Annotated in this window: 18 protein-coding genes; 14 read left to right on the top strand and 4 right to left on the bottom strand. The window is 64.1% G+C overall.

Features of this window, described 5'->3' with window-relative positions; all coding sequences use genetic code 11:
• Positions 1-9: 9 nt before the first annotated feature.
• The 5 genes from AC07UX_RS13760 (at position 10) to AC07UX_RS13740 (ending at position 4,227) form a co-directional block, all read left to right on the top strand.
• The gene (locus AC07UX_RS13760) at positions 10-1,095 is read left to right on the top strand and encodes a LacI family DNA-binding transcriptional regulator (RefSeq protein WP_495192565.1); all 1,086 of its coding nucleotides are present in this window, start codon (positions 10-12) and stop codon (positions 1,093-1,095) included.
• 1 nt (position 1,096) lies between these two features.
• Positions 1,097-1,978, top strand: a complete 882-nt coding sequence (locus tag AC07UX_RS13755; RefSeq protein WP_495192564.1) for an NAD(P)-dependent oxidoreductase — start codon at positions 1,097-1,099, stop codon at positions 1,976-1,978.
• Entirely contained in the window at positions 1,975-2,469 is a 495-nt protein-coding gene (locus AC07UX_RS13750) for a gluconokinase (RefSeq protein WP_495192563.1), read from the top strand. The genes AC07UX_RS13755 and AC07UX_RS13750 overlap by 4 nt, the downstream gene beginning before the upstream one ends.
• 34 nt (positions 2,470-2,503) lie before the next feature.
• The gene (locus tag AC07UX_RS13745) at positions 2,504-3,859 is read left to right on the top strand and encodes an MFS transporter (RefSeq protein WP_495192562.1); all 1,356 of its coding nucleotides are present in this window, start codon (positions 2,504-2,506) and stop codon (positions 3,857-3,859) included.
• Positions 3,860-4,023: 164 nt separating this feature from the next.
• Positions 4,024-4,227 (top strand): hypothetical protein, encoded by a 204-nt coding sequence (locus AC07UX_RS13740; protein WP_495192561.1) that lies wholly within the window; start codon positions 4,024-4,026, stop codon positions 4,225-4,227.
• Between the two features lie 240 nt (positions 4,228-4,467).
• Here AC07UX_RS13740 and AC07UX_RS13735 read toward each other — a convergent pair whose 3' ends face one another.
• Both AC07UX_RS13735 and AC07UX_RS13730 read right to left on the bottom strand, forming a co-directional pair.
• A complete protein-coding gene (locus tag AC07UX_RS13735) occupies positions 4,468-5,412 on the bottom strand; it encodes an isocitrate lyase/PEP mutase family protein (protein ID WP_495192560.1) in 945 nt (314 codons plus the stop codon).
• Between the two features lie 29 nt (positions 5,413-5,441).
• On the bottom strand, positions 5,442-8,282 hold the full coding sequence (locus AC07UX_RS13730) for a TonB-dependent receptor (protein WP_495192559.1): 2,841 nt from the start codon (positions 8,280-8,282) through the stop codon (positions 5,442-5,444).
• Positions 8,283-8,603: 321 nt separating this feature from the next.
• On the opposite strand from AC07UX_RS13730, the gene AC07UX_RS13725 reads away from it, so the two are divergent.
• From AC07UX_RS13725 to AC07UX_RS13700, 6 genes are all read left to right on the top strand, one after another.
• Positions 8,604-9,665, top strand: a complete 1,062-nt coding sequence (locus tag AC07UX_RS13725) for an NAD(P)-dependent alcohol dehydrogenase (protein ID WP_495192558.1) — start codon at positions 8,604-8,606, stop codon at positions 9,663-9,665.
• A gap of 195 nt (positions 9,666-9,860) precedes the next feature.
• Positions 9,861-10,334, top strand: coding sequence for a hypothetical protein (locus tag AC07UX_RS13720; RefSeq protein ID WP_495192557.1), 474 nt, complete (start codon positions 9,861-9,863; stop codon positions 10,332-10,334).
• A 53-nt stretch (positions 10,335-10,387) separates the two neighbouring features.
• Positions 10,388-11,512, top strand: a complete 1,125-nt coding sequence (locus tag AC07UX_RS13715; protein WP_495192556.1) for a hypothetical protein — start codon at positions 10,388-10,390, stop codon at positions 11,510-11,512.
• 66 nt (positions 11,513-11,578) lie between these two features.
• Positions 11,579-16,561 carry a hypothetical protein gene (locus tag AC07UX_RS13710; RefSeq protein ID WP_495192555.1) on the top strand — a complete coding sequence of 1,661 codons (4,983 nt, stop codon included), beginning with the start codon at positions 11,579-11,581 and terminating at the stop codon, positions 16,559-16,561.
• Positions 16,561-17,085: a hypothetical protein gene (locus tag AC07UX_RS13705; RefSeq protein ID WP_495192554.1), complete on the top strand. Its 525-nt coding sequence runs from the start codon at positions 16,561-16,563 to the stop codon at positions 17,083-17,085. Before AC07UX_RS13710 ends, AC07UX_RS13705 begins: the two co-directional genes overlap by 1 nt.
• Before the next feature lie 14 nt (positions 17,086-17,099).
• Positions 17,100-17,759, top strand: a complete 660-nt coding sequence (locus tag AC07UX_RS13700) for a PilZ domain-containing protein (RefSeq protein ID WP_495192553.1) — start codon at positions 17,100-17,102, stop codon at positions 17,757-17,759.
• Positions 17,760-17,763: 4 nt separating this feature from the next.
• Here AC07UX_RS13700 and AC07UX_RS13695 read toward each other — a convergent pair whose 3' ends face one another.
• The gene (locus AC07UX_RS13695; protein WP_495192552.1) at positions 17,764-18,042 is read right to left on the bottom strand and encodes a hypothetical protein; all 279 of its coding nucleotides are present in this window, start codon (positions 18,040-18,042) and stop codon (positions 17,764-17,766) included.
• Between the two features lie 182 nt (positions 18,043-18,224).
• Between AC07UX_RS13695 and AC07UX_RS13690 the strand changes: the two genes are divergently transcribed.
• Genes AC07UX_RS13690 through AC07UX_RS13680 form a run of 3 tightly spaced genes read left to right on the top strand, consistent with a single transcriptional unit; the run spans position 18,225 to position 21,789 of the window.
• Complete coding sequence (locus AC07UX_RS13690; protein WP_495192551.1) at positions 18,225-18,881, top strand: response regulator transcription factor; 657 nt, start codon at positions 18,225-18,227, stop codon at positions 18,879-18,881.
• Positions 18,878-21,394: an ATP-binding protein gene (locus tag AC07UX_RS13685; RefSeq protein ID WP_495192550.1), complete on the top strand. Its 2,517-nt coding sequence runs from the start codon at positions 18,878-18,880 to the stop codon at positions 21,392-21,394. The genes AC07UX_RS13690 and AC07UX_RS13685 overlap by 4 nt, the downstream gene beginning before the upstream one ends.
• Positions 21,391-21,789: a response regulator gene (locus AC07UX_RS13680; protein ID WP_495192549.1), complete on the top strand. Its 399-nt coding sequence runs from the start codon at positions 21,391-21,393 to the stop codon at positions 21,787-21,789. The genes AC07UX_RS13685 and AC07UX_RS13680 overlap by 4 nt, the downstream gene beginning before the upstream one ends.
• On the opposite strand, the gene AC07UX_RS13675 is transcribed toward AC07UX_RS13680, so the two are convergent.
• Positions 21,786-22,004, bottom strand: coding sequence for a hypothetical protein (locus tag AC07UX_RS13675; RefSeq protein ID WP_495192548.1), 219 nt, complete (start codon positions 22,002-22,004; stop codon positions 21,786-21,788). The genes AC07UX_RS13680 and AC07UX_RS13675 overlap by 4 nt on opposite strands.
• Positions 22,005-22,044: the final 40 nt, after the last annotated feature.

Raw genomic sequence — 22,044 nt, 5'->3', positions numbered from 1 at the left:
GCCCCGCCCATGAGCCGTCCCCCCCGCGAAACCGCCGCCGCTCCCGCTGAGCCGAAACCCGGCCGGCGCGCGTCGCAGCGCCCGACCATCCGCGACGTATCGCGGCTGGCCGGCGTGTCGCGCATGACGGTATCGCGGGTGCTGAGCGATCCCGAACTGGTCCTGCCAACCACGCGCGACAAGGTGCTGAAGGCTGTCGCCGACCTGGGCTATGTCCCGGACAAGACCGCCGGCAGCCTGTCCAGCCGCCGCACCGGCTTCATCGCGCTGATGCTGCCGACGCTGACCAACGCCAACTTCGCCGCGGTCGCCCATGGCCTGACGGAAGCGCTGCGGGAAGCCAATTATCATCTGCTGATCGCCTATACCGACTATGACATGGCGGAGGAGGAACGGCAGCTTCTGAACCTGCTCGCCCGCCGACCCGAAGCGATCGTGCTGACCGGCGCTATGCACCGGCGCAATGCGTCTCGCATGCTGATGGCGGCCGACGTACCGGTGGTGGAGATTGCCGACCTGCCCAGCCAGCCGATCGAACATGCGATCGGCTTTTCCAACTATCAGGTCGGCCGCACCGCCGCCCGCTATCTGCTCGATCGCGGCTTTACCCGCATCGGCGCCCTAGCCGCCTCGCCAGACGGCGAAGTCACCGACCATCGCGGCGAAGAACGCATGCGCGGGTTCGAGGACGAGTTGCGCCTCGCCCGCCTGCCCACCGACGCCGTGCTGCGCCATGGCAGCGCGCCTGTCAGCTTCCATCATGGCGCGGCCGCCTTTCGTGCGCTGGTCGAAAGTCATCCGGATGTGGAGGCGATCTTCGCCGTGTCCGACCTCTCCGCCGTCGGCGCGGTGATGCAGGCGCAGCGCATGCATATCCGCATCCCCCAAGATGTTTCCATCATGGGATTTGGCGACTTCGAAATCGGGCGGGAAATCAACCCCGCCCTCACCACCATCCATGTCGATTTCCGCGCGCTGGGGCTTCGCACCGGCAAGATGCTGGTCGACATGCTCGCCAGCGATGCCACCCCGGCCCCGTCCGTCGTCGATGTGGGCCTGCGCATCGTGGAGCGGGCCTCTATCAAGGACAGATAAGATGCAGCTTGCGGTCATCGGCGTGGGTGTCATGGGGTCGGCGATCGCCGGCCGGCTGCTGGACAGCGGAGCCACCCTCCACCTCTATGACCGCAATGCCGCACAGATGGCGCCCCTGATCGCGCGCGGCGCCATTGCCGCCAGCAGCGCGCGGGACGCCACCGCCAACGCCGACCATGTCATCATCAGCCTGAACAGCGCGGCCATCGTCGAACAGGCCGTCTTCGGCCCCGATGGCGTGGCGCAGGCGGCAGATGCTTCCAAACTTCTCATCGACATGTCCAGCATCGACGCCGGCCGCACCGCCACCATGGCGCAGCGGCTGCGCCAGGAAACCGGCATGGGCTGGGTCGATGCGCCTTTGTCGGGTGGCGCACCCGCCGCCGCGCAGGGCAGGTTGACCCTGATGGTCGGCGGCACGGCGGAGGATTTCGCCCGCGCCCATACCGTGCTGGATCATCTTTCCATCAACATCACCCTGTTCGGTCCACCCGGCGCGGGCCAGACGGTGAAGCTCATCAACCAGATCCTCTGCGCCAATGCATTCATGGCCGTCGCCGAAGCGGTCCGCTTTGCCGAAGCGCATGGCGTGGACGCCACGCTGATCCCCGCCGCGCTGGCCGGCGGTCGCGCCGACAGCCGCATCCTTCAGGAATATATGAGCAAAATGGCCCGGCGCGATTATTCGCCGACCGGCCGGATCGACAATATGCTGAAGGATCTGGAGACGGTGCAGGCCTCCGCGCTGGCCACCCGCACGCCGATGCCCGTCACCTCGCTGATCGCTGACCTGCACCGCATCGCCGTCGCCGGCGGCCTCGGCCCGGCGGACAGCGCCGCCTATATGCGCCTCTTCGACATGGACAGGGAGCAACCGGCATGACCCGCGCCGTCGTGGTGATGGGCGTGGCGGGCTGCGGCAAATCGACCCTGGGTCGCGCCCTCGCCCAACATCTGGGCTGGTCCTTCGTGGAGGGCGACCTGTGCCACCCGCCCGAAAATGTCGCGCGCATGACCGCCGGCATCCCGCTGGACGACGAAGCCCGCCAGCCCTTCCTGCGCAATGTCGCCACGGCGCTGACCGCATCGCATAACGGCGCCGTCGCCTCCTGCTCCGCGCTCAAGCGCGACTATCGCGACCTGATCCGCCGCCATGTGGGCGATGTGCTGTTCGCCCTGCCCCATCTGTCGCGCGCCGATCTGGAACGGCGCATGGCGCAGCGGCCCGGTCATTTCATGCCGACCTCCCTGCTCGACAGCCAGCTTGCCACGCTGGAGCCGCCCGACCCGGACGAGCGGGCGCTGATCATCGACGGCAACCTGCCCGTCGCCCAGCAGGTCCGCCAGATCGAGGCCGCACTGCAATATTCATAAAGAGGCTGACGTCGCCAGCCCGCAAGATGAGAGGATGACCATGGCCCTGATGCCCCAGCCGGACATCGCCGCCCCTGACGCCACGGACCTGCGCCCCTGGCCGAACCCGCGACGGGCATGGACCGTGGCGCTTTTGCTGTCGCTCGCCTCGATCGCGTCGCAGTTCGACCGGGTCGTCCTCAACCTGACCGTCGAACCGGTGAAGGCGGAATTCGGCCTCGACGACACCAGCTTCGCGCTGTTGCAGGGGGTGGCGTTCGGCATCTTCTACACATTGGGCGCAGTCCCGCTCGGCCGCCTCGCCGACCGCTATGAACGGCGGATCGTCTTGGGCATCAGTCTCTTCTTCTTCAGCCTCGCTTCCATGGCATCGGGCCTGTCCCGCAATTTCTCGCAGCTCTTTCTTTCTCGCGTCGCGGTCGGCTGCGGCGAAGCCAGCGTCACGCCCAGCGGCCTGTCGCTGCTCAGCGACCTGTTCCCGCCCGAAAAGCTCGGCCGCGCCGTCAGCGTCTTTTTCCTGAGCGCGCCGTTCGGCATCGGCCTTGCCTTCATGGCCGGGGGCAAGCTGCTCCAGTCCCTCACCGAACGCTGGCACGGCGCCGGACTGCCCTTTGGCCTGGAGCCTTGGCAGGCGGCCTTCCTGATCGTCGGCGCCCCCGGCCTGCTGCTCGCCCCGCTGCTCTTGTTCATGAAGGAGCCCGACCGGCGCGGTCCCGGCGGCACGACCCCGCTCACCATAGCCGAAGTGCTGGGCGTCATCCGCGCCCGCCGCCGCGCGCTGATCCTGATGTTCGCCGGCTTCTCGATGGTGACGGTGGTGAACTTTGCGTACAATGTCTGGACGCCCGCCCTCTTCGCCCGCGTCTATGGCTGGACCCCGGCGCAGGTCGGCATCGGCTTCGGCCTTATCATGATGATCTGCGGCACGGGCGGCACCTATTTCGCCGGCTGGCTGAGCGACCGTCTGACCCGCGCCGGCCATGTCGATGCCCATCTGCGCGTCGCCGCCTTCGGCTTCCTCGCCTGCGGCGTCTTCGGCACGCTCGCCCCGCTGATGCCCAACGCCTGGGCCGCGCTGGCGCTGATCGCCCCGGCGATGTTCTTGAGCTGCATGCCGGTCCCCTGCGCCGGCACCGCGCTGCAACTCATCCTGCCCAACCGCGCGCGGGGACAAGTGACGGCGCTCTACATCATGGTGATCTCGCTGGTCGGGATCGGCATCGGCCCGGTCGTGATCGGCTTCATGACCGACCATCTCTTCACCGCCCCCACCGACATCCGCTATTCCCTCGCCATCGTCGTCGGCTGCGCCGCCCCGATCATGTGCGTGCTGTTGCTGCTGGCGCTGAAGCCGTATCGGGCGCTAAGGCTGGCCGGGGTAGAGGGGTAAGCGCCAAAACATACCGTCACCCCGGACTTGATCCAGAGTCCAGCTTTTCTTCTCCTACGGTGCCCAGAAAGAAGCGGGATGCCGGGTCAAGCCCGGCATGACGAAGGGCACTGAGATTGTATGAGATCCCTTGCAGACCTGATGCAGGTGCGTACCATTCGCCAATGACCGAAGCAGCTGTCACCGGTGTTCTATTGGCTCTATTCTCTACGGGTATCCTCTCCGTGGGGTTAGCCACCGGTAAAATGCCGTTCAACTACCAGTCGCTCGATACGGAGCGGAGCAGCGCGCCAATGACATTCTGGACTTTCGTCTGGTTGTGGGTGCTGTTCGCAACCCTCGGCTTGGCCATTGCGTGCAGACACTGAGGTGGATGACTGCTGTTGACCCAAACCCTGTCCTACGCCCGCCCCAGCTGTTATCCCTCATCCTGCTCTTTCACACCGTCCGCCACCCCCCCCTCACGACATAAAATTTCCTACTCTTATTCCAAAATGTCGCAATCAGCGGGAAACGTGCCAAGTTAAGCGTCGCCTTTCCTACACCACACACAAAAAAAGCCCGGTCGCGTGCAGTCGACCGGGCTTCCAGGGGAGAGGATCTAAGCCTTAAAGGCGATCGTCGATCGAGGAGCGGACGAAGCCTTCGGGGAAGTCTTCGACCTGATTGCCAACGATCGTATATTCCTTGGCGCGACCCGAAAAACGGCCTTCCAGTTCCATATAGCTTTGCGGGTCGAACAGCGGCGTGGCGCTCATGCCCATGATGCCAGTCGCGTCGACCTTCTCGCAGGTATAGTCGCAGCCCTGCTGGGCGAAGTTCTTGATGCCATGTTCCAGCATCCCGTCCATCGCGGCCTTGAGCGTATAGTGCATCGTCATCATGTTGAAGCCGAGCGGATAGATGTCATCCACCGTCACCGCCGGCTTGCCGTTGATGTTGCGCACATCGGGGAACATCTTCCATCCCGGCACCTTGGACGAGACATATTGGGCATGGGCCAGCGTGCCGATCTTGACGACGGTGGTCATCTTCGCACCCAGTTCATGCGCCAGCCGCATCCGTTCGCAGCCTTCGTCCATCTGCCTTTCCGGGTCGGCATTGGTGCGCGCGATCAGGAAGCAGTTGGTGCCCTCCAGCGCCGCGAGCGCCGCCCGCACCTTTTCCAGATAGCGTTCACGCGGCAGCAGGCCGGTGGATTCCTCCATATCGTCGGCATCCTCCAGCTGAAGCGCGGTCGCGCCCGCCATCGCCATGCGCCGGGCGCTGCGATAGACAGCCAGCGGCCCGCCAAAGCCGTCCTCGATATCGGCGGCCAGCGGAATGGGCGATGTCTGGCTGATGCGGCTGGTGATCCATTCCACATCGGTCAGGTTGCTGAAGCCATAGTCGATCACGCCGTTCATCGCGATCGACACTTCGCCGCCCGACAGCATCATCGCTTCGAAGCCGACCATCTCCACCGCCCGTGCCGACGCACAGTCATAGACGCAGGGAGCGACGATGCACTTGTCGCTGGTTTCGAGCAGTTGTTGCAGAGACTTTTTTGCCATGTGCTTGCCAGTTTCCTTAGTTGAACCAATTACATGCGGATGCGGGCGCCGACCTTGAAGTAACGGCCGATCGGATCGAAATAGACCTGGTTGGTACCGCCCTGCGCGCTGGCGGCGAGCGGCGGATCCTTGTCCAGCAGGTTGTTGACCACGCCGAACAGCTCGAACTGGTCGTTCACCTTCACCGTCGCGCCAAGGTCCAGGTAGAAGCGGCCGGCGACGCGATTATTGTTCACGCTGTTGGGCAGGCCGGCCGAATAATCGTCATCCTGCGGCCCCACCAGCGTCGTGTCGAACACGCCCTTGGGGATATATTTGCCGTGCAGGTTCAGCGCCACGCTGCCCAGATCCCACAGCACGGTCCCGTCCACGATCCAGTCCGGCACGCCCGTCGTAGTGCCGGGGCGATATCCGGTCTGGCCGGTGCGGTCGATGCCGCCAATCTCCAGCTTCAGATAATGAGTGGCGAGCAGGCGGAAGTCGAGGTTGCCGAGCGTGCCGACATCGGTGCGATAGCTGGCCTCGATATCGATGCCGCGATTGCGCACCTGGCTGACATTCTGGAGCACGTCGCTGACGCTGGTGAGCGCGCCCGCGCCATCGCGCTGTACGAAGTTGCACAGTGCCGTCTGCCCCGCCGCGCAGCGATCGACCACCACCTGCGCGCCCAGGGTCGAGATCGCACCCTTCAGGTCGATGTCATAATAATCGACCGAGAAGCGGAAGTTGCGCAGGAAGCCCTTGGGCGCCAGCACCACGCCCGCCGTCCAGGTATCGGCCTTTTCCGGCGCCAGTTGCTGATTGGCGCCGGAAAAGCTGTTCACCTGAATTTGCGCGCCATTGTTGAGCGGATCGACGATCGTCGTGCGGCCCAGCGTTACCGGACCGAACAACTCCGTCAGATTGGGCGCGCGAATGTCGCGCGAACGGGTGACGCGGAAACGCACTTCCTCGATCGGGGCATAGACGCCGCCCAGCTTCCAGGTGGTGGCATTGACCGTCGTGGTATTCAGGCCGGGGCTGGAGCGACGATAATGGGTACGGCGGACCGCGCCGTTCAGTTCCAACGTCTGGGCGAAAGCGACGTCCTTCAGGATTGGCGCCTGCGCCTCCAGATAGGCTTCGGCAACACGGATGCTGCCATTTACCGCCTTGCCATTGAACGACCAGAAGGCATTGGCAGTTGATAGCGCGTCAGCCGTTCCGACCGCCTTGTCGCTGCGATATTCGCCGCCCGCCGCGATAGAAAAGTCTCCGCCCGGCAGCGCGAAGACCGCACCATTGATGTTGGCGGCGATGACATGCTCGGTCGTGTCGGTGGTCTGATAGCCCGCCGGCGCGATATAGGCGGCGGCGGCCTGCGAGATATTGCCTGCGCCAAACAGGTTGATCGGCGCGCAATTGGGATCGTTATTGGCCGGGTTGGCATCGGCATTGATGCCGCACACAATCTGCCCGTTCACGTTGACGGCATTGGCCGCGTTGGTAATGCGCGACCCGACGACATTGCCCGTATAATCCTGGCGGAATTCGTTGCGGCCATATTGATAATAGGCGTCCCAGCGCCAGTTATCGCTGATCTTGCCCTCCAGCGACAATACCGCGCGATAGGTCTGGTTGTCGCTATGATTGACCGACCCGCCCAGATCCATCAACGCGCGGCCCAGGCTGAACGAACTGATGCCGTTCGCGTCCATGATCGCCGCGACACCCGAAGGCAGATAGGCATTGTTGCGCTGGATCGTCTGCGTCGTGCGCGCCACCGATCCGATCACCATGCCCTTCGATCGCGCGTAGGACAGGTCGAGATTGGCCTTCAGCGCGTCGGAAAATTCGTAAGACGCCTGGCTGTAGGTGACGAACCGCTTGACCGGTGGGATCAGCAGAATGCCGTCCAGGAATCCGTTGCGCACGGACTCTTCGCCCCCTTGCGTGAACAGCGGCGATGGATTGGTGCCGTAGATGGTGCCGAAATCATACGCATGGGTCGTGCCGTTCGGATTGAACGCCAACCCGCGCAACGGCCCGGAATTGGCGACGATCAGGCCGCCGGACGAAATATTGCCCGTGCCGGCCGGACCGCCACGGATACTGGCGGGCAGGCCGCCCGCACCCGCCGGCGTATTGCCGATCAGCTGTTCGCGCGGGCACCAGCTGCGGGTGTAGCAATCGCCCATCCCATCCGACTTGTCATATTCGCCCGCGATCATGAAATGACCCTTGTCGTCGGCGAATTTCGTGCCCCAGGCGAGCTGGGCATTTTGCTGCCCATAATCGCCCCGGCTGGAAATGCCGGCCTGGATCGAACCTTTCAGCCCGGTCAGGTCGCGATCGAGGATGAAGTTGACGACGCCCGCCACCGCGTCCGACCCATAGGCGGCCGATGCGCCACCGGTCACGACTTCGGTGCGCGACACAAGCGAACTGGGGATCAGGTTGACGTCGATCGTCCCCTGCGTGGTCGAAGGCACGAACCGCTTGCCATCCAGAAGCACCAGCGTTCGGGTCGCACCCAGGCCGCGCAGGTCGAGCACGCGCGCGCCGATATTGCCGCCCACGGCCTGCTGCGTCGCCGGCGTTACCAGCGGACGGAAGGACGGCAATTCGTTCAGGGCATCGCCGACATTGGTGATGGCCCGCTGGGCCAGTCGTTCCTCACCGACCACGGTGACCGGGGTGGGAGCGTTGAAGCCGGACCGGGCGATGCGAGAACCGGTAACGACGATATCGGCCGCGACCGCGCCATCCACTTCGGCCTGCTGTCGCTGGGGCGCGGCCTGCTGCGCCATCGCCGGCGCGACCAGCGCGCATAGCGCCGCTCCGCCGCCCATCAATCCATATGTGAAGCGATTCACCATCATACGATGCATCAACTCATCCTCCCAACACTGCCGGATCTGCCATCCGCTTGCTCGTGATATCGGTCACATTAAACAACATGAGGGGACAAGGCAATCCCTTTCCCGGCAGGAAATGACTTTTGCTTTAGCGTTAGGAATTTGCCCAATATCCTCGTTTTTTGCCTTTTAATGCCCAATTTTTGAAAAATAGCGCCGGCCAAGTCACGTGATCCGAATCGCCGGCTTGGCGATGAACCCATTTTTTGATATCGGTCCCATACATGTACTAGATAGGAAATTGAGGATCATATGGATATTCGCGCAGCCATCGTCGAAGCATCGGATCGACCCATGGTTATCCGCCCCCTGACCATAGAGGCACCGCGCGCCGGCGAACTGCTTGTCCGCCTCGTCGCCACCGGCATCTGCCACACCGATGCGACCATGTGGCAGCAGGGCGTCCCCGTCCCCCAACCGGTGGTGCTGGGCCATGAAGGCGCCGGCATCGTGGAACAGGTGGGCGAAGACGTAACCGACATTCGTCCGGGCGATCCCGTCGTGATGAGCTATAACAGCTGCGGCACCTGTCCAACTTGCTGTTCGGATCATAGCAGCTATTGCCACGACTTCTTCCCGCGCAATTTCTTCGGCACCCGTCCCGATGGCAGCAGCGCGCTCAGGGCGCAGGACGGCAGCCCGGTCTTCGCCAATATTTTCGGCCAATCCTCCTTCGCGACCCATGCCATCTGCCATGTCCGCAATGCGGTGGTTGTGCCGCGCGAACTGGACCTGCGCATCGCGGGACCATTAGGATGCGGTATATTGACCGGGGCCGGGGCGGTGATGAATGCGCTGAAGGTGCAGCCGGGACACAGCGTCGTCGTACTGGGCGCCGGATCGGTCGGCCTGTCTGCGATCATGGCGGCCAAGGTCGCCGGCGCTGCGTCCATCGTTGCGGTGGACCTGAACCCGGACAGGCTCGCAATCGCCGCCGAACTGGGCGCGACACTGACCATCAATGGGCGGAGCAACGATCCTGTCGCGCGCGTACTGGACATGCTGCCCGCCGGCGTGGATTTCGCCATCGACTGCACTGGCCTGCCGGCGGTCATCCAGCAGGGCATCGCCATGCTGGGGGTGCGCGGCACCTGCGGCATCGTCGGTGCCGCGGCGCCCGGCACGATGCTTCAGGCCGATGTGTCGCACATCATGAGCGGGGGCCGCACCATCCGCGGCATCGTGGAAGGGGACGCCGATCCCAAAAGCTTCATCCCCCATCTGGTGGCGCTGCATCAGGCCGGGCAATTCCCTTTTGACCGGCTTATCCGCTTCTATCCGTTCGACGCGATAAACGAGGCATTTCACGATGCTGAGAGCGGCGCCGCGATCAAGCCTGTCCTGCTGTTCGACTGACTGACATATCGGGCGACCTGTCGGGTCAAGCGCTCGGCTGGTCGCACGAGGCATGCGGCTGGACGCTTCCGATACGAAAATCGGACGACCATTAGACCATGGTCGAACTTCGCTCCACCGCGGACCGGCCGGTAAGAGTTCATTAGCCGCAAAACCATCCAAGGGCTCCAGTACCTCATAGCAAGGACTGAGCCCATGGCCCGTACATTGATGACCGCTCTAATCGCCGCCGTGGCCGCCGGCACGCCGGCGATCGCTGCACAGGGACCGTTACAGGTCGCCTCGAAGATTTTCGTCGAACAACGCGCCCTCGACAAGGCAGGCGCGGTCAGCACGGCGCTGGCACCGGCAACCCGCGCGGTACCGGGCGACCATGTCGTCTTCGTGCTCGCCTATCGCAACACCGGCGCGCAACCGCTGTCCGACATCGTCCTCGACAATCCCGTGCCTGATGCGATCACCTATCGCGCGCCCGGCGCCGGATCGGCCGCGCCGCTCCTGTCGGTGGACGGCAAGACCTATGGCCCGCTCGCCCAGTTGCGCGTGCCCATGGCCGGCGGCAACAGCCGCGCGGCCACATCCAATGATGTTCGCCATATCCGCTGGCGCATCGCGACCGTCCCTGCCGGAGGACAGGGTCAGTTCGCCTTCAAGGCTGTCCTCAAGTGATCGCTCTTCCGGGCGCTCGCGCGCATGACCCTCAAGCAACAGGAATTCACAATATGATGTCTCGCTCAATGCGGCTGATGCTGCTGGGCGGCGCCGCCATGGTTGCGACCGGCACGGCGCATGCCCAGACCGGATCGACGGCCACCGCCGCCGGCACGGAAGTCTCCAATATCGCCACCGTCACCTACACCGTGAACGGCGCGTCGCAGACCACCACCTCCAACGCTGCCAAGTTCGTGGTCGATCGCAAGGTCGATTTCACCGTCATTACCGACCAGACCGGCGCAACGCAGGTCAATCTGAGCCAGCAGGCGGCAGTGACCAAGTTCAAGGTCACCAACCACACCAACGGCATTCAGGATTTCTGGCTCGATCCCGACCAGACCACCCTGTCCGTCGGCATACTGACCGGCACCGACGATTTCGACATTTCCTCCATGAAGGTCTTCGTCGATAGCAACAATAATGGCGTCTATGATGCCGATGTGGATACCCAGACCTATATCGACGAACTGGCGCCCGAAGCGTCGGTCGCGGTCTTCATCGTCGGCAACATCCCCGCAACCGTGGGCATCCATGAAGCGCAGGTTTCATTGCATGTCATCGCCGCGGCCGGTGGCGCATCGGGTACGAAGGGCGCGATCCTGCTCCCGACCGACCTCAGCCTGGGCAATGCCGACAATGTGGTCGATATCGTATTCGCCGACGACGACAGCGACGGACTGGTCAATCTGGGCGACGCCGCACGCAATGGTCAGGGTCGCGCCTATGCCTCCTATGTCATCGGCACCCAGAATGTCGCGCTGACCGTGACCAAATCTGCGCTCGTCCTGTCGGATGGCGTCAATCTGGTCAATCCCAAGGCGTTGCCGGGCGCAACGGTGCAATATTGTCTGCTCGTCCATAATGGCACCGCCCTGACCGGCGCGAGCGGCGTGGTATTGACCGACATCATACCGACGAACACGACCTATGTGCCGGGTTCGATCAGCGCCGGCCTGCCCGGCGGCACCTGCGTCCTTTTGGGTACGACCGAGGATGACGATGCCGACGATGCGGCCGAAACGGATGGCTATACCGCTAACTTCAATACGGGAACCACGACCGTGACCGCCAATGTCGGCACTGTTGCGGGCCTGGCTTCCGTGGCTGTCGCCTTTAAAGTAACGATCAACTAACCCCTTCCACAGCAACGGAAAAACCCACGTCGTGCGCCTTGACCCGCGCGCGCCGATAGGAAAGCCATGCCCAAAATCCGCGCTTCTGCCAGCCTGATGGCTGCCCTTATGGGTCTTGTCGCTGCGACCCCGGTCGTGGCGCAGGGGCAGACGCGCGTCACCAACATAGCGACGCTGACCTGGCAGGCGCCTACCGGCCCGGTCAGCGTCGATTCCAATATCGTGACCTTCGACGTGGAATCGCGCGGCAAGCGCCCGACCCGGCTGAGCTTTCGCCTGCTCCCGGTCGGTTACAGCCTGCAAGGCATGCGATGCGACACGTCCCCCACCATCAATTTCACGCCAGCCCCGATCGACGCTGCCGACCTTGCGCGCGCGCCGGTGGCCGAATCCATCGACACCCATGTCCCGTTGATCCTGGTGCTGGACAATCCGGGCGGCAATCACGATCCCGATGTGCGTGAAACATCGCGGATCAACGTCCATACCCAATATCTGACCAGCACCATCCTGTTGCAGGAAACCGGTCCCGATACCGGCGTCTTTGCCGGCGGCGTGCCGCAGAGCGATGACGGCACAGCCTCACCCTGCGACCCGACGCTGGATCGCGGGGCTGATCTGACGCTCAGCTTCACCGAGGATGAGTATAGCTATGGTTCGGACACGTCGATCCTGATCGACCCGACCGGCTATGTGTTCGATTCGCAAACCGGCGCATTGGTCGATGGCGCAACCGTGACCCTGCTCGACGACAGCGACCGCCCCGCCAGCGTCTTCGGCGACGATGGCGTCAGCGCCTATCCCTCCACCGTCATGAGCGGTGGCAGCGCGACCGATGCCAGCGGGCGCACCTACAAATTCCCGCAGGGCAATTATCGCTTCCCGCTGACGGCACCCGGCCGATATCATCTGCGCATCACCCCGCCGACCCATTATGTGGCGCCATCGACCCGCAACAGGGCCGAACTGGAGGCAATGCGCGACCCCAAAAACCATCCTTTCATGCTGAATGAGGCCTCCTTCGGCGGCATTTTCACGCTGAAGGATCCCGAGCCCTTCATTGCCGACATTCCGCTCGACCGGATCGGCGACACGCATCTGCTGCTGACCAAGACAGCATCGGTGCGCGAAGCATCGCCGGGCGATTTCATCCAATATCTGGTCCGGGTCGACAATCGCTCGGACAGTGACGCCAGCGGCATCCACCTGACCGACATCCTGCCGCCCGGCCTGCGCTACGAGCGTGGATCATCACGCGGCGCAGAAGAACCGATCGTCGCGACCGACGGCCGTACGCTGGACTTCAGCGTTCCCACCCTGCCCGCCGGCAAGACGGCGGAGGTGCGCTATGTCGTGTCCGTCGCGCCGGGCGCGCCCCGCGGTGAGGCGCTCAACCGCGTGCTGGCTTCCGGATCGGCCGGGGCGACCAGTAATGAGGCCGCCGCCTCCGTGCGCATCGGCGCCTTGCTCTTCACAGACGGCTTTACCGTCGTCGGCCGCGTGACCGAAGGGGATTGCAACAGTCCTGCCAGTGGCCGCAAAGGCGTGGCCGGCATCCGTATCCTGATGGAAGATGGCAGCTATGTCGTGACCGACAAGGATGGCCTCTATCATTTCGAGGGCGTGCGAAACGGCCGCCATGTCGTTCAACTCGACAGCGCCAGCCTGCCCGCCAGCCACGCGCCCTCGCTGTGCGATGCCGATACCCGCCAGGCCGGCAGCGCCATCTCCCGCTTCGTCGAAAGCGATGGCGGCCTGCTGAAGCGCGTGGATTTCCAACTGCGCCCGACCGGCATCGCCGCTGCCAGCACGGCCGACGCCCTGCCGGTCGCGCCTGATGCCGGTGCAGCCGCCGGCAATCGCGAATGGTTGACCGGGCAGGATGCAGGCATCGCCCTGCTCTTTCCGGCCGCTGGCTACAACCCTCGCTCGCCATCCACCCGCGTCGTCGTCCAGCATCATGCCGGGCAGAAGGTGGCGCTACGCCTGAATGGCGTGCTGGTCGATGCGCTGGCCTATGACACGACCGACGCGGATGGCGACGTCGCCATCGCCAAATGGTCCGGCATCGGCCTGGAACCCGGCGACAATGCGCTGGAAGCCACGGTGATGAACGAAAACGGGACCGTCGCGCAGACTTTGCATGGCACCGTCCATTATTCCGGCCCGGCCGCCAATGCGGTGCTGGTTCCCGAAGCCAGCAAGCTGGCCGCAGATGGCCTGACCAATCCTGTGCTCGCCTTCCGCCTCACCGACCGGACCGGTCGCCCGGTGCGCGACGGCACCACCGTTCCCGTCACCATCGACCAGCCCTACAGCATCGCGGTCGACGCCACCGTCGCGGGCGCCCGCCCCGGCGACCGGATCGGCCGCAACGCCGGCACCGCGCTGGTCATCGGTGACGGCGGCATCGCCTATCTGGCGTTGCAACCCACGTCCCAGGCCGGCGCGCTGCGTGCCACCGTGACGCTGACCGACGACCGGCAGCAGCGCTTGATCGAACTGCGCAGCCGTCTTACCGCCGTCGCCCGCGACTGGACCGTGGTGGGCTTCGGATCGGGCACGATCGGCTATGACACGCTGCGCAAGCGCTCCGCCCGCCTGCCTGCCGCCAGCCGCGACAGCCTGATCACCGACGGCCAGCTGGCCCTCTATGCCAAGGGCCGGATCAAGGGCAGCTGGTTGATGACGATCGCCTATGACAGCGACCGTCAATATGACCGGTCACGCGGGCTTCTGGGTCAGATCGACCCGGACCGCTATTACACCGTCTATGGCGACGCCACCCGTCAGGGGCAGGATGCCCCGACGGCCCGGAAACTCTATCTGCGGCTGGAGAGACGGGATTTCAGCACCCTGTTCGGCGATTTCGAAACCGGCATGACCCAGACCCAGCTGACCCGTTACAGCCGTACGCTGAACGGGATGAAGGCCGATTTTGCCAATGATCGCCTCAGCTTCAGCGCCTTTGCCGCCAACAGCGACGACCTGCATGCCCGCGACGAGATTCAGGGCAATGGCCTGACCGGTCCCTATCGCCTGTCGGGTCGCGATATCGTGCCCAACAGCGACAAGCTGACCATCGAGGTGCGCGATCGGTTGCGGCCCGAACGCATCCTCTCCTCGACGCCTATGACCCGCCATATCGACTATGATATCGACGCCACCATCGGCACGATCCGCTTCCGCGAGCCCGTGCTGGGCCGAGATGCCGCCAACAATCCGGTCTTCATCGTCGTCGATTATGAAACCTACGGCAAAGGCAAGAAGCTGACCGCCGGAGGCCGCGCCGCGATCAAGTTCGCCAAGGGCAAGGCCGAAGTCGGCGTGTCGGCTATCAAGGACGACAGCCATGGCAACGGCTTGCTGCTGGGTGCGGACCTGAACGCCCGCGTCAGCGACACGACCCAGTTGCGCGCCGAAGTCGCCGCCGGCAGCCGCGATGGCCTGTCCGATGGCCGCGCCTATCTGGCGGAGGTCGAACATCACAGCAAGCGCGCCGACATCCTGGCCTATGCCCGCCAGCAGGACGACGCATTCGGCCTGGGCCAGCAGAATCTGGTAGAGGCCGGCACCCGCCGCGTCGGCTTCGACGGCCGGGTACAAATCGCCGACAAATGGGCCGCCACTGCATCCGCCTGGTATCAGGACCAGTTGATCGGCGCGGGCAGCCGCATCGCTGGCGAAGCCCGTATCGAATATCGCCGCGAGCGTGGCACGCTGTTCGCCGGAACCCAGTTCGCAATGGATCGCGGCATCGACGGCAAGGACCGCGACAGCCGCCTTCTCACGCTGGGTGGCACGCAGGCAATGCTGGGCGGCAAGCTGACCCTGACCGGCCAGACCCAGTTCGCGCCGGGTGGCGAAAAGGACAGCATCGACTTCCCCGCCCGCCAGCAGTTGATCGCCGCCTGGCGCGTAAAGCCCGGCGTCCGCCTGATCGGTGGCTATGAAATCGCGCAGGGCTCCGATTTTACCGCCCACACCGCGCAGGTCGGTTTCGACGTGCAGCCGTGGAAGGGCGCCAAGGTTACGACCGCGATCAACAACCAGACATCGGGTGAAAATGGCGGCCGCCTGTTCGCCAACTATGGCCTGATCCAGTCGCTGCCGATCGGCGAGCGTTGGACCATCGACGCGACCTTCGACGCCAGCACCACCGTGCGCGGCAATATCCCCGCCGGCGGCGTGGTCCAGCCGTTCCAGACCAGCGGTTCGGGCAGCGTCAGCGGCGGGGCGCTGAGCGGTCTCTACGGCAATGACGGTGATTATAAGGCTGTAACGCTGGGCGCCAACTACCGGGCCGACCTGTGGTCATGGAATGGCCGAGTCGAATATCGCAAGTCCGACCGGAATAGCCGTTTCAACATCACCGGCAACGTCGTCCGAGCACTGGGCGAGGGCAAGACGCTGGCCGGCACCGTCCGCTATTCCACGCTGGGCCAGACCAGCGGCGCACAGGCCAAGAGCCTGACCAGCTCGGTCGCGCTCGCCTGGCGCCCGCTCGACGGCCGCTGGTCGCTGCTGGAGCGGTTCGAACTGCGCAAGGAGAGCGCGGATTCGGGCATCACCGGCGGCAATGTGCTGGGCGTGCCGGCGGGCAGCGGCGTTGGCCAGCGCACGCTGCGCCTGATCAACAACCTGGCCGTCAACTATCGCACCGGGCCTGAAGGCGCGCCCCACGCGGTCGAAGCGACCGTCTATTATGGCGCGAAGTGGGTGCGGGGCAGCTATGGCGCGGACGATTATGCCGGCTATATCGACGTCACCGGTTTCGACCTGCGCATGGACATGGGCAAGCGGTTCGACGTCGGCATTCAGGGGTCGGTGCAGCATGCCTGGAACCGGGGCGCCTTTGCCTTCAGCGGCGGTCCATCGGCCGGCGTCTCGCCCGCACCCAATGTGTGGATCAGCGCAGGCTATAATGTCGCAGGCTATCGCGATCGCGATTTCGAGGATGATCGCTATACCCGTCGTGGCCCCTATGTCACGATGCGCATGAAGTTCGATCGCGGCACCGCCGCCGGCCTGCTGGGAAAGGGCCGCTGATGCGCGCGCCGGCCCTCTTCCTCTCCGCCCTGCTGGCCATGCTGCCCACGGCAGCGCTGGCCGATCCGATCACCGCCACCAAATCGATGGCCATGGTGTCCGACCCGATGGGCAATCTGATCCCGCGTGCCATTCCCGGCGCGGTGCTGGATTATACGGCCACACTCGCCAACCCGCTGGCCAATGCCGGCAAGACGGTGCGTGGCATCGCATTTGAGGACCAGTTGCCCGCCAACGTCATCCTGCGCGTCAGCGACCTGGGCGCGGGTGGCAGCGGACCGGTGATCTTTACCAATGGCGCGATCGTGCTGGGCGTCGGCGACAGCGGCCTGACCTACAGCTTCTTCAGCCTGTCCAGCACCAGCGACGGGATCGAATTTTCCAACGGCACCAGCTGGACCTACGTCCCTGCGCCCGACGCCGACGGCTATGATGCCAATGTCCGCGCCATCCGCGTCAAACCCGTGACCAATTTCAAGGCGGGCGGCTCCTTTACGGTCCGCTTCCGCGTCAAGCTGCGCTGAACAGGAGGATGGACATGCCCCATGGACTGGAACAGGCATCGGCGGGACCGATCCTGACGATATTGCCGGAACTGACCGACGACCTGCCGTTCAACCCGATGGAACGGCGACAGGACTGGCGCGCTGCGACCGTCTTCACCATCGGCAAGATCAGCTTCGTAGGTCGCAGCCTGCCCTGCATGGTGCGTGACCTGTCCGAAGGCGGCCTGCGCATCCAGATGCCCTTTCCGCCCGCGCCAGCCACCCGCGTGCTGATCGAGATGCGCGGTCTGGAACCGCGGCTCGCCCGCATCTGCTGGACATCGGGTCATGAAGCCGGGCTGATGTTCGATATGCGTTGCAGCCCTGCGGACATCTTCGCCGCGCGCAGCAACAAGGCGGGCCGGATTGCACGCCAGCCGCGCTTCGCATTGCGCCGCGACGCGCTCTTGTTCGTCGATGACATGCCTGTCCCCGCCCGGATCGACAATATCTCTGTCGGCGGCGTCCGCCTGACCCTGCCTGCCGCGGCAGAGCATGGCACGCACGCCGTCCTCGATCTGGCGCTGGGCGACCGGCAAAGGGTGGCTGGCGAAATATGCTGGGTGCGCGACGACAACTGCGGCTTCCGTTTCCTGCAACCGGTCAGCAGCGTCGCCCTGTCGACCATGCTCGATACCCCCGACCTGATCTGACGGCCTATTCCTCCTGGCGGAGCCAGTCGTCGATCGCGATCAATGCGATCCGGCTGTCGCGCACCGCCGCTTCTACATCGTGCCCCCCCTGATCCACCGCCTGCCAACTGGCGCTGGCATCGGCAAAGCCCAAACTACCCGCCAGCCCGGCAATCCGGTGCGCGTCGGCCGCCTCCGGCCGATCGATCGCCTGCCGCAATTCGGCCTGCAATCCTTCTACAACAGGCCTTAGACCATCCCGCCCGAACAATGTGGCCATGCGTGTCAGGCCTTCGCTCGCCATATAATTCTCCCCGCCCCGCATGATCTTGGCAAATGCCCCGTCGCTACGGGACTATCCTCATCGTTCACGGACAAAGATGGCAGCCAATGTATTTTGCGATTGATACATAGGGGCAATATCCTCACACTCTGACCCAGCATCAATAACCCATTCCGCAAGGGATGGATAATGAAAGCAAGAGGATGGCGGATACAATAGCCGGCGGCCGCGTATTGATTGCGGACGATCACCCTCTCATTCGCGAAGGTTTGGGCCTTGCTGCGCGCGCAGCTATGCCTGGCGTCACGGTCGATACCGCCGGCACGATCAGCGAGGCATTGGACGCTTTGTCGCGCCACGGCAAATATCGGCTGATCCTGCTGGATTTCGTCCTGCCCGATGCGCGCGGATTTTCGGGATTCCTGCAATTGCAGCATCAGGCCGGACGCATACCGATCGCGCTGATTTCCGCCAATGAGAGCGCGACTTTGGTGGAAAGCGCGCGCGCGCTGGGCGCCGCCGGGTTCCTCTACAAGACCCGACCTTTCGATGATCTTGCGCGCGAAATAAGGCGGCTGGCGGAGGGACAGAGCAGTTTCCCGCATGCAGAAGCGGAAAGCGGTTCCGGCACCTTGCGCGATCGTATCGCCAGCCTGTCAGGCGCCCAGTTGCGGGTATTGATCGCCCTGTCCGACGGGCGGCTGAACAAGCAGATTGCAGCCGATCTCGACGTATCGGAAGCGACCGTGAAGGCCCATCTCACGGCCATCTTCCGCAAGCTGGACGTCGGCAACCGGGCACAGGCCCTGCTTGCGGTGCAGCCTTTGCTGGGCGATGTCAGGGCCGGGCGCCCGGCATGAACGGCGTGCCGCCTCAGCCACCGCGCGGCCTGCCCTTCCTGCTGCTCGCCCTGTTCGTGCCGCTGGGTCTGGCTGCGCTGCTCTTCTGGCTGGGCGGGGAATATGGCCGGTGGAACGGCCTGCGTGAGGAAGCGGACAGGAGTTTCGAACGGCGCGTGCTGCTGATCGACATATTATCCCAACTGCGCGCAGCGGAATCCAGCCAGCGTGGTTATGTCATCACCCATGATCCGGAATTTATGACGCGCTACGGTGAATGGCATAGCCACATAGAAAGAGCCTTTGCCAGCGCCGATCGACTGTATCGCAATGTGCCGGAGCAACGGGCGGGCTTCGCCGGCCTGCATAGCCTGGCGCGTGCCAAGATTGCCGAAATGGACGAAGTGCTGCGCCTTCATGCCACGCAAGGACCGGATGCCGCGCGCCACCGCGTCAGCGACGGCGAGGGCAAGAGGCTGATGGCGCGGCTGCAACATCAACTGGACATGGTGATCAGGGACGAGCAGCGGATGGGCGATACCCGCGTTGCCGCCTATCGCAACCGCACCGAAGCGCTCCAGCGCGTGATGTGGATATTGGTCACGATCAGCAGCCTGTCGCTGGCGATAGCACTGTTTGGCCTGTGGCGTCAGCGCCTGTCCCAATATCAGATCGAACTGCGGGGATTCGCCGCTGCACAGCGTAACGAAACGATCCTCGACAGCACGATCGACCCGATCATCATCATCAATCCCAGCGGCACGATCGAGACGATCAACAAGGCGGCCTCCAAGATGCTGGGCTATGATCCGGCGGACCTGGCACGGCGCGATTTCGACGTGATTTCGGACATCGCACCCGGCGTCGGCAGCTTTCTCGATCGCATCGGCCTGGTCGATGGCGAACTGAAAATGCCCTATTGGACCGATCGGCAGGTGCGGCACCAGAGCGGCCGCCTGCTCCCTGTCGATATCGCCCTTGGCCTCATGCCGCTTCCCGATGGCGACCATATCGTCATGTCGCTGCGCGACATCGTCCAGCGCAAGCGGATCGAGCGGTTGAAGGACGACCTCATTTCCACCGTCAGCCATGAGTTGCGCACGCCGCTCACCTCCATCGTCGGCGCGCTCGCCCTGTTGCGGCTGGACGCCGGCAAACAGCTGGCAGAAGAACCCGCCGGCCTGGTCGCCATCGCCGAAAATAACGCACAGCGCCTCATTCGCCTCATCAACGACATGCTCGACATCGATCGGATCGATTCGGGCAAGCTGCGCATGACGCTGGCACCCACCGACCTCTATCATGTGATCCAGCGGGCCTGTGATGATAATAGCGGCCTGCTTCGCGCCGCTGGCGCGGTGCTCGACTGTACGCTACCGGACGAGCATTTGATGATTCAGGCCGATGAGGAGAGGCTGCTCCAGGTTCTCACCAACCTTATGTCCAACGCGGTCAAAGCCGGGCCGGAAGGCAGCCATGTCGGCGTCGGCCTGCGACGCACCACCGACGGTCGCCGCGCGACCATCTATGTCGACGACCAGGGACCGGGCATTCCGCAGGAGTTCCGGTCGCGCATCTTCGGCCGTTTCGAGCGTGCGACCAGTGACGAAGCGGCGGCAGGCACGGGCCTTGGCCTGGCCATAGCGCGCGAAATCGTGAGCCAGCATGGCGGCGAGCTCTGGTTCGAGGATCGCGCCGGCGGCGGTACCCGCTTCGCCTTCTCGCTACCCGTCATGCTGCCGCTGTCGATCCCGCGCGACCGGCTGGCCGACGGAGACGGGAGCGCCAGCATCCTCATCTGCGAAAGCAATCCCGCCATCGCCCGCCAGCTGCAATCGCAACTGTCGGAGGAAGGCTATGCCTGCCGCGTGGTCACCAACGCCCGCGCCGCGCGAGAGGCGATCGCCGCCAATGGCTATAGCCTGCTGCTGCTCGACATGGCGCTCGACGATGCAGATGCGTTTCAGTTCGCGCGCGAAATGCGCCGTATCGAGGGGCCGAAGTCATTGTCGATCCTGATGGTGTCGGCACCCGGAGGGGACGATGGATCCCCGCTATCGCTCGATCTGATCGACTGGATCGACAAGCCGATCGACCCCAGCCGCCTGAAAAGCGCCATCGCCGCCTCTTTCCGCCATTCGGGAATAGACCGGCCGACCGTGCTGCATTTGGACGACGATCAGGATACGTTGGAAATCACCGCTTCCGCGCTCAAAGGCATCGCCTATATCCTCAAGGCGACGACCCTGGCCGAAGCCCGCGCCCTGTTGCGGGTCGAAACCCCGCATCTGGCGATATTGGACGTCCATCTGGAAAAGGGGTTGGGACTCGACCTGCTGCCCGACCTGGTGGACGATCAGGGCATCGCCATTCCCACGATCATCTATTCCGCGCATGATATCGATATGGAAATTGCCGGGCAGATCGACGCGATTTTGGTCAAGTCGCGCACGTCGCTGCCCGATCTCAAGGCGACGGTACGCCGCGTGGTGGCAACCCGGCACAGCAAGGGAGGGGGAGAAGACGGGATATGAGCCAGGACGACAGATTGCGTGTCCTGTATGTCGATGACGACAAGGACATCCGCCATATCGTAAAATTGTCGCTCGCCCTCGACCCCGGCATAGAATTGCGCCTCTGTGCGGACGGCTTCGAAGCGATGGCGGCGGCGAAGAATGACGAATGGCGGCCGGATCTCGTCATGCTGGACGTGATGATGCCGCGCATGGACGGGCCGACTTTAATGGTCGAACTGCGCGATCTGCCGGGCTTTTCCGACAAACCCTTCGTCTTCGTTACCGCGCGCGCGCGGGAAGCCGACGTCCGCAGCTATCATGACGCGGGCGCCAAGGGGGTGATATTGAAGCCCTTCAACCCGCTTACCCTGGCCAGCAGCGTCCGCACGCTTGCAATGGACGCGAAAAACTAGCTCGCGCCCTGCGTCACATTGTCGCCATTGACCTGATCGGCGCCGGACTGGCCCGTCTCGAAAAATCCAAAGCCCATGGTGATGGCCAGCAAAGCGATCACCAGCACCAGGCTGACAACCAGTATGTTGCGCGTCACGCGTGTGCGCGATCCCCCGCGCGCTTCGGTTTCCGACACATGGGTGACGACCTCACCGTCTTCCTGTTCCTTGTGCATCCCTTATCTCCTTCAAAGGGAGACAACAGGGGGCGGCGGA

Source organism: Sphingobium sp. GW821-FHT02B05 (assembly GCF_059421905.1).
Note: the sequence above shows the minus strand (reverse complement) of the source record. Positions and strands in the feature narration are given on the sequence as shown.

Excerpts from the sequence above, each read along its gene's own strand:
- AC07UX_RS13760 (WP_495192565.1), top strand. The coding sequence starts at position 10 with ATGAGCCGTCCCCCCCGCGAAACCGCCGCCGCTCCCGCTGAGCCGAAA.
- AC07UX_RS13755 (WP_495192564.1), top strand. The coding sequence starts at position 1,097 with ATGCAGCTTGCGGTCATCGGCGTGGGTGTCATGGGGTCGGCGATCGCC.
- AC07UX_RS13750 (WP_495192563.1), top strand. The coding sequence starts at position 1,975 with ATGACCCGCGCCGTCGTGGTGATGGGCGTGGCGGGCTGCGGCAAATCG.
- AC07UX_RS13745 (WP_495192562.1), top strand. The coding sequence starts at position 2,504 with ATGACCATGGCCCTGATGCCCCAGCCGGACATCGCCGCCCCTGACGCC.
- AC07UX_RS13740 (WP_495192561.1), top strand. The coding sequence starts at position 4,024 with ATGACCGAAGCAGCTGTCACCGGTGTTCTATTGGCTCTATTCTCTACG.
- AC07UX_RS13735 (WP_495192560.1), bottom strand. The coding sequence starts at position 5,412 with ATGGCAAAAAAGTCTCTGCAACAACTGCTCGAAACCAGCGACAAGTGC.
- AC07UX_RS13730 (WP_495192559.1), bottom strand. The coding sequence starts at position 8,282 with ATGCATCGTATGATGGTGAATCGCTTCACATATGGATTGATGGGCGGC.
- AC07UX_RS13725 (WP_495192558.1), top strand. The coding sequence starts at position 8,604 with ATGGTTATCCGCCCCCTGACCATAGAGGCACCGCGCGCCGGCGAACTG.
- AC07UX_RS13720 (WP_495192557.1), top strand. The coding sequence starts at position 9,861 with ATGGCCCGTACATTGATGACCGCTCTAATCGCCGCCGTGGCCGCCGGC.
- AC07UX_RS13715 (WP_495192556.1), top strand. The coding sequence starts at position 10,388 with ATGATGTCTCGCTCAATGCGGCTGATGCTGCTGGGCGGCGCCGCCATG.
- AC07UX_RS13710 (WP_495192555.1), top strand. The coding sequence starts at position 11,579 with ATGCCCAAAATCCGCGCTTCTGCCAGCCTGATGGCTGCCCTTATGGGT.
- AC07UX_RS13705 (WP_495192554.1), top strand. The coding sequence starts at position 16,561 with ATGCGCGCGCCGGCCCTCTTCCTCTCCGCCCTGCTGGCCATGCTGCCC.
- AC07UX_RS13700 (WP_495192553.1), top strand. The coding sequence starts at position 17,100 with ATGCCCCATGGACTGGAACAGGCATCGGCGGGACCGATCCTGACGATA.
- AC07UX_RS13695 (WP_495192552.1), bottom strand. The coding sequence starts at position 18,042 with ATGGCGAGCGAAGGCCTGACACGCATGGCCACATTGTTCGGGCGGGAT.
- AC07UX_RS13690 (WP_495192551.1), top strand. The coding sequence starts at position 18,225 with ATGGCGGATACAATAGCCGGCGGCCGCGTATTGATTGCGGACGATCAC.
- AC07UX_RS13685 (WP_495192550.1), top strand. The coding sequence starts at position 18,878 with ATGAACGGCGTGCCGCCTCAGCCACCGCGCGGCCTGCCCTTCCTGCTG.
- AC07UX_RS13680 (WP_495192549.1), top strand. The coding sequence starts at position 21,391 with ATGAGCCAGGACGACAGATTGCGTGTCCTGTATGTCGATGACGACAAG.
- AC07UX_RS13675 (WP_495192548.1), bottom strand. The coding sequence starts at position 22,004 with ATGCACAAGGAACAGGAAGACGGTGAGGTCGTCACCCATGTGTCGGAA.